This window comes from Pantoea sp. SGAir0430 (genome assembly GCF_043549295.1).
Genome location: NZ_CP039427.1, coordinates 1,258,048 through 1,270,093 on the forward strand (window position 1 = coordinate 1,258,048; position 12,046 = coordinate 1,270,093).

Annotated in this window: 14 protein-coding genes and 1 other annotated feature; of the genes, 1 reads left to right on the forward strand and 13 read right to left on the reverse strand. The window is 56.6% G+C overall.

All coding sequences use genetic code 11. The annotated features are described in order from the left end of the window. Positions 1-77 precede the first annotated feature (77 nt). From E7738_RS06020 to E7738_RS06080, 13 genes are all read right to left on the reverse strand, one after another. Positions 78-536: an NlpC/P60 family protein gene (locus E7738_RS06020; protein ID WP_021506241.1), complete on the reverse strand. Its 459-nt coding sequence runs from the start codon at positions 534-536 to the stop codon at positions 78-80. Positions 537-600: 64 nt separating this feature from the next. After that, entirely contained in the window at positions 601-1,347 is a 747-nt protein-coding gene (gene btuD / locus E7738_RS06025; protein ID WP_058780656.1) for a vitamin B12 ABC transporter ATP-binding protein BtuD, read from the reverse strand. Beyond that, a complete protein-coding gene (locus tag E7738_RS06030) occupies positions 1,347-1,892 on the reverse strand; it encodes a glutathione peroxidase (RefSeq protein WP_021506243.1) in 546 nt (181 codons plus the stop codon). Before E7738_RS06030 ends, btuD begins: the two co-directional genes overlap by 1 nt. Positions 1,893-1,931: 39 nt before the next feature. Next, on the reverse strand, positions 1,932-2,915 hold the full coding sequence (btuC, locus tag E7738_RS06035) for a vitamin B12 ABC transporter permease BtuC (protein WP_021506244.1): 984 nt from the start codon (positions 2,913-2,915) through the stop codon (positions 1,932-1,934). 133 nt (positions 2,916-3,048) lie between these two features. Continuing rightward, positions 3,049-3,351 (reverse strand): integration host factor subunit alpha, encoded by a 303-nt coding sequence (ihfA, locus tag E7738_RS06040; RefSeq protein ID WP_021506246.1) that lies wholly within the window; start codon positions 3,349-3,351, stop codon positions 3,049-3,051. Between the two features lie 4 nt (positions 3,352-3,355). Next, positions 3,356-5,743, reverse strand: a complete 2,388-nt coding sequence (gene pheT / locus E7738_RS06045) for a phenylalanine--tRNA ligase subunit beta (RefSeq protein ID WP_021506247.1) — start codon at positions 5,741-5,743, stop codon at positions 3,356-3,358. A gap of 14 nt (positions 5,744-5,757) precedes the next feature. Further along, a complete protein-coding gene (gene pheS, locus E7738_RS06050; RefSeq protein WP_021506248.1) occupies positions 5,758-6,741 on the reverse strand; it encodes a phenylalanine--tRNA ligase subunit alpha in 984 nt (327 codons plus the stop codon). A gap of 71 nt (positions 6,742-6,812) precedes the next feature. After that, positions 6,813-6,938 (reverse strand) — a sequence feature (Phe leader region). Beyond that, positions 6,889-6,933 (reverse strand): pheST operon leader peptide PheM, encoded by a 45-nt coding sequence (gene pheM, locus E7738_RS06055; RefSeq protein WP_121626058.1) that lies wholly within the window; start codon positions 6,931-6,933, stop codon positions 6,889-6,891. Its footprint overlaps the feature before it by 45 nt. Positions 6,939-7,053: 115 nt before the next feature. Then, positions 7,054-7,410: a 50S ribosomal protein L20 gene (rplT, locus tag E7738_RS06060; RefSeq protein WP_010616241.1), complete on the reverse strand. Its 357-nt coding sequence runs from the start codon at positions 7,408-7,410 to the stop codon at positions 7,054-7,056. Between the two features lie 168 nt (positions 7,411-7,578). After that, entirely contained in the window at positions 7,579-7,776 is a 198-nt protein-coding gene (gene rpmI, locus E7738_RS06065) for a 50S ribosomal protein L35 (RefSeq protein WP_006118955.1), read from the reverse strand. A gap of 99 nt (positions 7,777-7,875) precedes the next feature. Beyond that, positions 7,876-8,418 carry a translation initiation factor IF-3 gene (gene infC / locus E7738_RS06070; RefSeq protein WP_058757673.1) on the reverse strand — a complete coding sequence of 181 codons (543 nt, stop codon included), beginning with the start codon at positions 8,416-8,418 and terminating at the stop codon, positions 7,876-7,878. Between the two features lie 4 nt (positions 8,419-8,422). After that, positions 8,423-10,351 (reverse strand): threonine--tRNA ligase, encoded by a 1,929-nt coding sequence (thrS, locus tag E7738_RS06075; RefSeq protein WP_021506250.1) that lies wholly within the window; start codon positions 10,349-10,351, stop codon positions 8,423-8,425. A 246-nt stretch (positions 10,352-10,597) separates the two neighbouring features. After that, positions 10,598-11,359 carry a DUF481 domain-containing protein gene (locus E7738_RS06080; protein WP_031279185.1) on the reverse strand — a complete coding sequence of 254 codons (762 nt, stop codon included), beginning with the start codon at positions 11,357-11,359 and terminating at the stop codon, positions 10,598-10,600. Between the two features lie 332 nt (positions 11,360-11,691). Between E7738_RS06080 and ghoS the strand changes: the two genes are divergently transcribed. After that, positions 11,692-11,982 (forward strand): type V toxin-antitoxin system endoribonuclease antitoxin GhoS, encoded by a 291-nt coding sequence (gene ghoS / locus E7738_RS06085; RefSeq protein WP_132462814.1) that lies wholly within the window; start codon positions 11,692-11,694, stop codon positions 11,980-11,982. The last annotated feature ends 64 nt before the right edge of the window (positions 11,983-12,046 follow it).

A 12,046-nucleotide genomic window follows, 5' to 3' on the forward strand; every position in this document is an offset into this window, starting at 1 on the left:
GCGGAAAAAAACAAATAAATCGGATCAAAACCCATCTGATTATTACGCCTTTTTTTAACACTAATGGGTTAAGCGGATTAGATGCGACGCGCCTGCCAGAATACTTTGCGCCAGTAAACATTATCCAGCGAGGAGCGGATCACGCCCTGGCTGGTAGAGGCGTGAATGAAGGTATTGTCGGTGTCATAGATGCCGACGTGAAGGCCATTTTCGCCGCTGCCGGTTTTGAAAAATACCAGGTCGCCGGGCAGCAGATCGCTTTTATCGATGCGCGTGCCAATATCGGTCTGATCAATCGTTGAGCGCGGCAGCTGCAGGTCAAAGCGGTCACGAAAGGTCAGGTAGACAAAGCCAGAGCAATCCACGCCACCGCGGCTTAAACCGCCATAGCGATAAGGCGTACCGCGCCAGCGGCTGAGCTGATCGTTAAGTTGCGCAATCACGGTGATGGAGTCAGACAGACGGCCATTGGGCGGCGGCGCATGATGGCTACAGCCCGCCAGCAGCAACACGAGGAGAAACAGGGTCAGCCGCATCAGAATAGTCCTTAAAAACGTCGTCCGGCTGACACTGTAGCGACAAAGCGGCGCGGCGCGCAAGTCAGGGAAGATAAAGCAGCGGCCCCTGTGGCGTTTCCAGCTGCACGAATTCGGCCTGATAAAGCGGTTCCAGTCGCTCGGCGGTCAGCACCTCGCGCGCCCCGCCCTGACTGACTACGCGGCCCTGATGCATCAGCCAGACGCGATCGGCATGGCGCAGGCTGTGGTTGAGATCGTGTCCGCTGGCGACAATAGCGATGCCGGCCTCGCTGAGCTGCAACAGCAGCTTATCCACCGCGCGCTGCTGTGCGATGTCGAGCGCGGTGAGCGGCTCATCCAGAATCAGTAACGCACCGCGCGGGTTAATTGCCGGATGGATCTGCAGCACCACCGCCGCCAGGCGCACCCGCTGCCACTCACCGCCGGAGAGCTGTGCCAGCGGACGCGTCAGTTTATCCTGCAAGCCAAGCTGCTGCAGCAGGTCAGTGAGCGTCGCCTGCGCGTTATCGCTGCCCGGCGGGCTGTGCAGCCGCAGATAGTGCCACACCGGCAGCGCCGCAGGTGCCGGCTGCTGCTGCGGGAGCCAGGCACGCTGCTGCGCCAGTGCGGCCCCCGACCAGCTTCGCAGCGGCTGGCCGGCCAGCGTCAGCTGCCCTTCGGCGTCGAGCAGGCCAGCGAGCGCGGTCAGCAGCGTGCTCTTGCCGGCGCCGTTAGGGCCGACCACGTGCACGCGCTCACCGCGGCGGAGCGTCAGCTCCCCCGCGCTCAGCCGTCCGGGCACGCGCAGGTCGTGGCACTGCAGCAGCATTACGCCGCCAGCGCCTGCTCAATGCGTTTCAGAATGATCGGATCGTCCGGTGTCATGTCCGGCGAGAAGCGCGCGATCACCTCACCCTGTTTGTTGATGAGGAATTTTTCGAAATTCCACAGGATATCGCCCGGCGCTTTCGGCGCGCGGCCTTTGCTCTCCATGCGCTCAAGGAAACCGCTGCCTGCCGGGCGTTCGGCTTCCGGCTGCGCGGCGACCAGCTGACGGTACAGCGGATGACGCTGCTCGCCGTTGACGTCCGTTTTATCGAACAGCGGGAAGGTTACGCCGTATGTGGTGCTGCAGAAGGTTTTGATCTCTTCGTTGCTGCCCGGTTCCTGCTCAAGAAACTGATTACAGGGGAAGCCCAGCACGCTGAAATCTTTGTCCTGCCAGGCCTTCTGCAGCGACTCCAGCTGTTCATACTGCGGCGTCAGGCCGCATTTTGATGCTACGTTAACCACCAGCAGCACCTTGCCCTGATACTGTGCCAGCGTGGTTTTTTCACCGTCCAGCGTAACCAGTTCTGTCTGATAAAGGCTCATCGTCGATTCCCGTTGTTGATTGCACTGTGCCAGCCGCAGCTAGCGCGAAGACTTTACTAATAACATGATAAACAGCGGCGCGCCGAGCGTGGCAGTGACCACCCCAATCGGCAGCTCGGCCGAGGTCAGCACCAGCCGTGCCAGAATGTCCGCCGCCAGCAGTACCGCCGCGCCCGCCAGCGCCGCGGCCGGCAGCAGGTAGCGATGATCGCTCAGGCCGCTGAGGCGCAGCAGATGGGGGATAACCAGTCCGACAAATCCAATCGCACCGGCCATCGCCACGCTGACGCCCACCAGCCAGCCCATCGCCAGCACCAGCAGATTGCGCCACAGCAGCAGTGGCAGGCCGAGCTGCCGCGCCGACACCTCCCCCAGCGCCAGCAGATTAAGCGTCCGGGCGCTGGCCAGCAGCGCCAGCGTCACCGGCAGCAGCGCCAGCATCATCCAGCCGTAGCGCCAGTCGATACCGCTAAAGCCGCCCATCATCCAGTACATCAGCTGGCGCAGATCGAGGCTGGTGCTAAAGTACACCGCCCACGTCATGATGGCGCTACAGATAATGCCGAGCGCCACGCCGGTCAGCAGCAGACGGCTGGCCGACAGCTGACGATGGGCAAAATGCAGCAGGATTAGCGTGATCAGCAGCGCGCCCGCCATCGCTGCCAGCGCCAGGCTCCACAGTGCGCCGTTACCCAGCAGCACTGCCAGCACCAGGCCAATGCCGGCACCGTTCGATACGCCCAGCAGCCCGGGCTCCGCCAGCGGATTGTTGAACAGCGCCTGCATCACCACGCCGCAGACTGCCAGCGCCGCGCCCACCAGCAGCACCGCCAGAGTGCGCGGCAGGCGCAGCTGCCAGACGAACAGATCGCCGCTGGCAGAAAACCATTGCAGCGGAGAAATCCAGCTGTCGCCCGTGCACAGACTGAGCACCAGCAGCAGCAGCACTGCGGCAGTAAGCGCGCCGAGCCAGCGCCGGCTGCGACGGTCGGCCTGTTGGGCCAGCTGATCCAGCAGAGTCATAAGTAAGATTGGCAGAGAAAACAGAGATTTGATTGTAGAGAGATTACGCTAAAAAGAAAGCCGCGCCTGCAGCGTGCTGCCGGGATTGCGCGCATAAAAAAGGCCGCTGAGCGGCCTTTTTGTCATACTGAAATCAGTCAGCATCCTTGGGTGACGCGTTCTCCACGCGACTTTTCAACTTCTGCCCCGGACGGAATGTCACCACGCGGCGGGCGGTGATTGGAATATCTTCCCCCGTCTTCGGGTTACGGCCCGGACGCTGGTTTTTGTCACGCAGATCAAAATTACCAAATCCGGACAGTTTTACCTGTTCTCCGTTTTCCAACGCGCGGCGAACTTCTTCGAAAAAAAGCTCTACCAACTCTTTGGCATCGCGTTTGCTCAACCCGAGTTTTTCAAACAGGTACTCTGACATTTCAGCTTTTGTAAGCGCCATAGGTTCAATCCCTCAAGGTTGCCTGGAATCGCTCTTTTAATGCTGCAACGCATTTGGCAACGGTCGCAGCAATCTCCTCTTCTTCGAGTGTCCGGCTGGTATCCTGCAAAATCAGGCTAATCGCGAGGCTCTTTTCACCCTCGTTTACGCCCTTACCACGGTACACGTCAAACAAGTTTACGCCAACTACCTGATTTACGCCAACTTTCTTACACTCCGCGATGATATCTGCTGCGGGCACATTTTCAGCCACTACCACAGCGATGTCACGGCGGTTTGCCGGGAAGCGTGAGATCTCGCGCGCGTCAGGCAGGACGCGGTCTGCGACCTTATTCCAAAGCAGTTCAAACACTAAGGTGCGGCCGTTAAGATCCAGCTTACGTTCCAGCTCCGGATGAACCACCCCGATAAATCCGATTCGTTCGCCGGCTAAATAAATGCCTGCACTCTGTCCCGGATGCAGCGCCGGATTGGCTTCTGCACGGAACGAAATCGCGTCGAGTTTACCGGTCAAATCCAGCAGCGACTCTAAATCGCCTTTCAAATCATAGAAGTCAACCGTCTGGCGCGCCAGATCCCAGTGCTCTTCGTAGCGGTTACCGCTCAGCACGCCCGCCAGCATAAGATCCTGACGGATGCCGAGATCGGCCTGCGTATCAGGCACAAAGCGTAAACCGCTCTCAAACAGGCGCACGCGGCTCTGCTGACGGTTCTGGTTATACACCACGGCGCCGAGCAGACCGGTCCACAGCGACAGGCGCATCGCCGACATATCGCTGGAAATCGGGCTGGGCAGAATCAGCGCTTCTTCGCCCGGATGCAGCAGCTGCTGCACTTTCGGATCGACAAAGCTGTAGGTAATCGCTTCCTGGTAGCCTTTATCCACCAGCAGGTTTTTGGCACGCTTCAGCGACAGATCGGCTTCACGGTGCTGGGTCATCAGCAGGCTGGCTTTCACCGGCACATCCGGAATATTGTTGTAGCCGTATACGCGCGCCACTTCTTCGACCAGGTCTTCTTCGATGGCCATATCGAAGCGCCAGCTCGGGGCGACGGCCTGCCATTCGCCGTTGCCGACGGTGACGTCACAGCCGAGACGGGTCAGGATATCGGTCACCTGCTCATCCGCAATGACGTGGCCAATCAGGCGGTCCAGCTTCTCACGGCGCAGCGTAATGGTAGCGCGCGCCGGCAGTTTGCTGGCATCGGTCTGATCGATAACCGGGCCGGCTTCGCCGCCGCAAATCGCCAGCAGCAGCTGAGTGGCGCGCTCCAGCGCCTTATGCTGCAGCGCCGGATCGACACCGCGCTCGTAGCGATGGGAAGCATCGGTATGCAGACCATGACGACGCGCACGACCGGTGATCGCCAGCGGATCGAAGAACGCGCACTCAAACAGTACGTTCTGCGTCGCTTCGTTGACGCCGGAGTGCTCACCGCCGAAGATGCCACCCATCGCCAGCGCTTTGTGGTGATCAGCAATCACCAGCGTATCGCTGTGGAGGGTCGCTTCGCTGCCGTCGAGCAGCGTCAGGGTTTCCCCCTCTTTCGCCATGCGCACCACGATACCGCCGTCAATGCGGTCGAGATCGAAGGCGTGCATCGGCTGACCGAGCTCCAGCAGCACGTAGTTAGTGATATCCACTACTGGATCGATCGAGCGGATACCGCAGCGGCGCAGTTTTTCGCGCATCCACAGCGGCGTTTCAGCTTTCACGTTTACGCCTTTTACCACGCGGCCCAGGTAACGTGGGCAGGCATCGGTGGCGTCAACGCGAATCGGGAAGGTGTCGCTAATGGTGGCTTTAACCGGCTCGATGACCGGCGCCTGCAGCGGCAGGCCATTGATCACCGCCACGTCACGCGCGATACCGATGATGCCCAGGCAGTCGGCACGGTTTGGCGTCACGCTGATTTCGATGGTGTTGTCATCCAGCTGCAGGTACTGGCGAATATCGGTGCCCACCGGCGCATCGGCTGGCAGCTCGATAATACCGTTGTGATCGTCAGAAATCCCCAGCTCGGAGAACGAGCACAGCATGCCTTCTGACGGCTCACCGCGCAGTTTTGCCGCTTTGATTTTGAAATCGCCTGGCAGCACGGCACCAACAGTCGCCACCGCCACTTTCAGCCCCTGACGGCAGTTTGGCGCGCCGCAGACGATATCCAGCAGGCGATCGCCACCGACGTTGATTTTGGTGACGCGCAGTTTGTCGGCGTTCGGGTGCTGGCCGCACTCCACCACTTCACCCACCACGACGCCATGAAACGCCCCTGCCACCGGGTCGACGCCGTCGACTTCCAGACCGGCCATAGTGATTTGCTCAGACAGCGCGGCGCTGTCCAGGGCTGGATTTACCCATTCGCGTAACCAGAGTTCACTGAATTTCATTGGATAACCTGCCCTTATTTAAATTGTTTGAGGAAACGTAAATCGTTTTCGAAGAAGGCGCGCAGATCGGTCACACCGTAGCGCAGCATGGTCAGACGCTCCATGCCCATACCGAAGGCGAAGCCGGAGTAGATTTCCGGATCGATGCCCACGTTGCGCAGTACGTTCGGATGCACCATGCCGCAGCCCAGCACTTCCAGCCATTTGCCGTTTTTACCCATCACGTCCACTTCCGCTGACGGTTCGGTGAACGGGAAATAGGACGGGCGGAAACGAATCTGCAGGTTCTCTTCGAAGAAGTTGTTCAGGAAGTCATGCAGCGTGCCTTTCAGATTGGTGAAGCTGATGTCTTTATCGACGATCAGGCCTTCCATCTGATGGAACATCGGGGTGTGCGTCTGATCGTAATCGTTACGGTAAACGCGGCCCGGCGCGATGATCCGAATCGGCGGCTGCTGATTTTTCATGGTGCGGATCTGCACGCCGGAGGTCTGGGTGCGCAGAAGGCGCGTGGCATCGAACCAGAAGGTGTCGTGATCGGCACGCGCCGGGTGATGCCCTGGAATATTCAGCGCATCAAAGTTGTGATAATCGTCTTCAATTTCCGGACCGGTCGCCACCGCGAAACCCAACTCGCCGAAAAAGGTTTCGATACGATCGATGGTGCGGGTCACCGGATGCAGACCGCCGTTCTCAATACGGCGTCCCGGCAGCGATACGTCAATAGTCTCTGCCGCCAGGCGGGCATTCAGCGCCGCGCTTTCCAGCGTATCTTTACGCGCATTGAGACGGTCCTGTACCTGCTGTTTGGCATCATTGATGACCGCACCGGCCGCCGGGCGCTCTTCCGCCGGCAGTTCACGCAGGGTGGTCATTTGCAGCGTCAGGTGCCCTTTTTTACCCAGAAATTCGACGCGCACGGCGTCCAGGGCGGCGATATCCGACGCCTCGTCGATGGCGGCCGTGGCACGGGCCACCAGGTCTGCGAGTTGGGACATGATTTCCTCTTCTTCCAGCCGGGCTGGTCAGTTCTCGTTGGGATCGTGCGATCCGATTAAGTGTCGCCGGAAACAAAAAAGCCTCCACGAGGGAGGCTTTCAGCGCGATTTTTCGTTTCTTTTCTTATGCGCAAAAGCCCCTGACGATCAGGCGCTAAAGTAAAAAAAGAAACGGAAAATAGCAGCGTGCATGCTTGCGTTACCTTGTCTTGATAGAAACCGCACTATTGAAATGCCCTGCGGCTAAAATGTCAATCATTTGCGTGGGTTGCAGGCAATAAAAAAGGGAGCAAGCTCCCTTTTTTACCTGACTTACGCCAGAGCTGATTTTGCTTTTTCAACCAGTGCAGTGAATGCCACTTTGTCGAATACAGCGATGTCAGCGAGGATTTTACGGTCGATTTCAATGGACGCTTTTTTCAGGCCATTGATGAAACGGCTGTAAGAGATACCGTTCTGACGCGCCGCAGCGTTGATACGTGCGATCCACAGCTGACGGAACTGACGCTTACGCTGACGACGGTCGCGGTAAGCATACTGACCAGCTTTGATAACAGCCTGGAAGGCAACGCGGTAAACACGTGAACGTGCACCATAGTAGCCTTTAGCTTGTTTTAAGATTTTCTTGTGACGTGCGCGAGCAATTACACCACGTTTTACGCGAGCCATGTGAGCTCTCCTATATCATATTCTGTGATTTCCCCATCATCTCTCGTGCCGCAGCGGCGTTGGCTGCCTTCATTCATCCCAGTCACTTACTGATGTAAGCTCCAGGATTCATTCCGTTGCCGCCTGACTGCAACCCGAAATCTATCGGGGAATTAAAAAAGGGTTAACTTATGCGTACGGCAGGCAGGCAACAACCAGACCCAGATCGCCTTTAGACACCATGCCTTTTGGACGCAGGTGACGTTTACGCTTAGTAGACTTTTTAGTCAGAATATGACGCAGGTTTGCGTGCTTACGCTTGAAGCCGCCAGAAGCGGTCTTCTTGAAGCGCTTTGCGGCGCCACGTACAGTTTTAATCTTTGGCATTTTTACAAATATCCACTTCGCATTGTTAATAAAATGAACCAGACAGGCGAATAAAAATCCGCGCAGCGCGAACGCTACGCGGCATTATTACTTGAAAGCCTACTGTTTCTTCTTAGGTGCGAGCACCATAATCATCTGGCGGCCTTCGATCTTCGTCGGGAAGGATTCGACCACTGCCAGTTCATTCAGATCTTCTTTCACGCGGTTAAGCACTTCCATACCGATCTGTTGGTGCGCCATCTCACGACCACGGAAACGCAGCGTGATTTTGGCTTTATCGCCCTCTTCCAGAAAACGAATCAGGCTGCGGAGTTTTACCTGATAGTCGCCTTCATCGGTACCAGGACGGAATTTGATTTCCTTGACCTGGATAACTTTTTGCTTCTTCTTCTGTTCCTTAGAAGATTTGCTCTTTTCATAAAGGAACTTGCCGTAATCCATAATGCGGCAAACCGGCGGTTCGGCGTTCGGGCTAATTTCAACTAAATCTACGCCAGCTTCTTCTGCTTTCTCAATCGCTTCGCGCAGTGAGACAATGCCAAGTTGCTCGCCGTCTACGCCAGTTAAGCGCACTTCGGTGGCACGGATTTCGCCGTTGATACGGTTCGGACGCGTCGGTTGTACTCGTTTTCCGCCTTTAATAACCTTATTCCTCTAATTGGTGAAGATGTCGGCTGCGAATCTCTTGTTGCAGCTTCTCAACAAACACATCTACGTCCATGCTCCCGAGGTCTTTACCACGGCGGGTGCGCACGGCAACCTTGCCTGCTTCCACCTCTTTCTCACCGCAGACCAGCATGTAAGGGACGCGACGTAATGTGTGCTCGCGGATTTTAAAGCCTATCTTCTCGTTTCTCAAGTCTGCTTTGACACGAATGCCAGCATTCTGCAATTTCTTCGTCAATTCACTGACATATTCTGCCTGGCCGTCGGTGATATTCATCACCACTGCCTGTACCGGCGCCAGCCAGCTCGGGAAGAAACCGGCGAACTCTTCGGTCAGAATCCCGATAAAGCGCTCCATCGAACCCAGAATCGCACGGTGAATCATCACTGGCGTCTGACGATCGTTGGTTTCGCCCACGTAGGTGGCGTCCAGACGTTTCGGCAGGGAGAAGTCTAGCTGAACGGTGCCGCACTGCCAGGCGCGGTCGAGACAATCGTGCAGCGTAAACTCAATTTTCGGGCCGTAGAAGGCGCCTTCACCCGGCTGATATTCGAAAGGAATGTTGTTCTCTTTCAGCGCTTCGGCGAGGTCCACTTCGGCACGATCCCACATCTCGTCGCTGCCAATGCGCTTCTCAGGGCGCGTCGACAGTTTCACCACGATTTTTTCAAAACCGAAGGTGCTGTACATGTCATAGACCATGCGGATGCAGCTGTTCACTTCATCACGCACCTGATCTTCAGTACAGAAGATGTGGGCGTCATCCTGGGTAAAGCCGCGCACGCGCATCAGACCGTGCAGCGCACCTGACGGTTCGTTACGGTGACAGCTACCGAACTCCGCCATACGCAGCGGCAGGTCGCGGTACGATTTCAGACCCTGGTTAAAGATCTGCACGTGACCCGGACAGTTCATCGGTTTGATGCAGTATTCACGGTTCTCGGAAGAGGTGGTGAACATCGCTTCTTTGTAATTGTCCCAGTGCCCGGTTTTTTCCCACAGCACGCGGTCCATCATGAACGGACCTTTCACTTCCTGGTAGTCGTACTCTTTCAGCTTGGTGCGCACAAACACTTCCAGCTCGCGGAAGATGGTCCAGCCGTCATTGTGCCAGAATACCATACCCGGTGCTTCTTCCTGCATATGGTAGAGATCGAGCTGCTTACCGATTTTACGGTGATCGCGCTTCGCGGCCTCTTCCAGACGCTGCAGATACGCCGCCAGCTGTTTCTTATCTGCCCAGGCCGTACCGTAAATACGCTGCAGCATTTTGTTGTCGCTGTTGCCGCGCCAGTAGGCTCCGGAGATTTTCTGCAGTTTAAAATGATGGCAGAAACGCATATTCGGCACGTGCGGACCGCGGCACATGTCGATGTATTCTTCATGATGATACAGGCCAGGACGATCGTCATGGCTGATGTTTTCGTCGAGAATAGTGGTTTTGTAGCTTTCGCCCCGCGCGGCAAACACGTCACGCGCTTCCTGCCAGCTCACCTTCTTCTTCACAACGTCGTAATTGGTCTCAGCCAGCTGGTGCATGCGCTTTTCCAGCAGCTCAAGATCTTCCTGGGTCAGCGTATGGTCGAGATCGACATCATAATAGAAGCCGTTATCGATAACCGGACCGATGGCCATTTTGGTATTCGGCCACAGCTGTTTGATCGCATGCCCTAACAGGTGCGCACAGGAGTGACGAATAATTTCCAGACCGGCTTCATCTTTCGCGGTGATGATAGCGACCTGCGCATCGCTGGTGATCGGATCAACCGCATCCACCAGTTCGCCATTGACGCGACCGGCAATGCAGGCTTTCGCCAGACCCGGACCGATATCCAGCGCAATGTCCATCACGCTGACCGGACGGTCAAATACGCGCTGGCTGCCATCAGGAAGAGTAATTACTGGCATTTCATATCCTTAATTGCAGTGGTAAGCCACACGAAAGCCTACATGCAACACTGAGTTTTGTTTGGTTAACCTGGCGCGATGTCAGACCCACACTGTCGGAATGACGCCAGGCGCGTAAAGCGGCAACGATGATAACAGCTTTCCGCAGTGAGCAAAACCCGCGAAGAAATGCGCTAAGCCAAAGAGAGATCAAAAAAAACCGCCGCGCGGCACAGGCCGGGCGACGGTGTAACAATGCGCTCTGGTTTACATCGCGTAAGAGAGCTGGACCGTGGTTTTGGTGTCAGTACGGTCCGGCGCAGATTCTGGCGGATTGTTATTCCAGGTAACGTTGTAGCCCAGTTTCAGCGCGAAGTGGTCGTTGATCGCTACCTGCAGTGCGGTTTCGGAGTTCAGCGTGGTGTCTTCACCAAAGCTGCTCAGCACCGACACACCCTGGATGAATTTGGTGGTGTCAGTCAGCTGCCACTGATAGCTCAGCGCGCCGTAGCCCAGTGCTTTGGTTTCGTGGCCGCCATCGTGGAAGTCATCGTAACGTACACCCGGACCGAATTCAGCACGCAGCGAGTGCACCGGACCGTTGAGGATCTGACGACCGTAACCGGCGGTCAGGACATCGCGTGAATCATAACCGTTCAGGCGGTCGCTCAGCCAGCTCGCCTGACCGAACAGGTAGTCAGCGCTGTTGAGGTTGTAACGGCTACGGCCACCGATGTTATAGGTTTCCGACGAGCGCTCATCGTTGGATGAGGTATTCGCGGCGTTACCCCACAGGCTGTACGCCGTTGAGGTCTGATACCAGGTCATGCTGGTTGACGCGGTCAGCGATGAGCTGGTGGTGTTACCGGTCTGTGCCAGGTAACCGGCTGACGCGGTGCCTTCAAACGGTTTTTTTGCCGTAGAAGGGTCATCCATTGAGGTGAAGACAGCGTTATCTGCAAAGGCCTGGTGACAAAATGCTCCGGCGGAGAGCAACAAAACAGCGGACAGCTTATTGAAGGCTTTCATTAAAAGGTAACCCGTACGACAGTTGAAAAAGAGATGAGTCTGGAGAATTTTCCCGGGCAATCAATGCAATTTACGGTAAGTTTTGTAAAAAAGTATGAAAGCACCAGAATCGCCAGGTTTTGCGCTGGCACCGCGTGTGGATTGGGAATCTTCCCATTTCCGGCGCGCATTATAGGCGGCAAATAACCAAATAACAGCTTAAATGCTACAAGAATTTTCTGGCGCCCCTGACAGGACTTTACGCTGTGCGCCAGCGGATGATTGTGCAGAATTCGCTCTATCGCAGGCGCTGGTCTACGCTGAAATCTGTTCGATAACAATGAGGTGAAAAGATGAGCGATCATGATCTCAAGCGTTACGTTGTCACCTTCCGTTATCAGGAAAGGGGTCTTGGCGATCTGCAGGCGCTGAATAGCGCGATGGTTAACGGTGGTTACAGCACCACGTTACACGATGTGGACGGCCATCCGCACGAGCTGGGCACCAACAGCTTTGGCATTGTCAGTGCGCTGGAGGAGCAGGCGCTGGCGGAACACGCCGCCGGGCTGGCGGCAGTGGCGCTCGATCAGCAGCCGGATGCTGATGTCACCACGCTGGAAGCGTTTCTCAAAGCGCAAGCCTGACGCAATCCGCAAATTGCGCATTGCCGCTGGAGTTGTGCAAGTTTTGCGCGTTACAATCGATCTT

Coding starts and splice junctions, on each gene's coding strand:
- E7738_RS06020 (WP_021506241.1), bottom strand. CDS start 536: ATGCGGCTGACCCTGTTTCTCCTCGTGTTGCTGCTGGCGGGCTGTAGC.
- E7738_RS06030 (WP_021506243.1), bottom strand. CDS start 1,892: ATGAGCCTTTATCAGACAGAACTGGTTACGCTGGACGGTGAAAAAACC.
- ghoS (WP_132462814.1), top strand. CDS start 11,692: ATGAGCGATCATGATCTCAAGCGTTACGTTGTCACCTTCCGTTATCAG.
- pheS (WP_021506248.1), bottom strand. CDS start 6,741: ATGTCCCAACTCGCAGACCTGGTGGCCCGTGCCACGGCCGCCATCGAC.
- ihfA (WP_021506246.1), bottom strand. CDS start 3,351: ATGGCGCTTACAAAAGCTGAAATGTCAGAGTACCTGTTTGAAAAACTC.
- btuC (WP_021506244.1), bottom strand. CDS start 2,915: ATGACTCTGCTGGATCAGCTGGCCCAACAGGCCGACCGTCGCAGCCGG.
- rpmI (WP_006118955.1), bottom strand. CDS start 7,776: ATGCCAAAGATTAAAACTGTACGTGGCGCCGCAAAGCGCTTCAAGAAG.
- thrS (WP_021506250.1), bottom strand. CDS start 10,351: ATGCCAGTAATTACTCTTCCTGATGGCAGCCAGCGCGTATTTGACCGT.
- E7738_RS06080 (WP_031279185.1), bottom strand. CDS start 11,359: ATGAAAGCCTTCAATAAGCTGTCCGCTGTTTTGTTGCTCTCCGCCGGA.
- rplT (WP_010616241.1), bottom strand. CDS start 7,410: ATGGCTCGCGTAAAACGTGGTGTAATTGCTCGCGCACGTCACAAGAAA.
- pheT (WP_021506247.1), bottom strand. CDS start 5,743: ATGAAATTCAGTGAACTCTGGTTACGCGAATGGGTAAATCCAGCCCTG.
- btuD (WP_058780656.1), bottom strand. CDS start 1,347: ATGCTGCTGCAGTGCCACGACCTGCGCGTGCCCGGACGGCTGAGCGCG.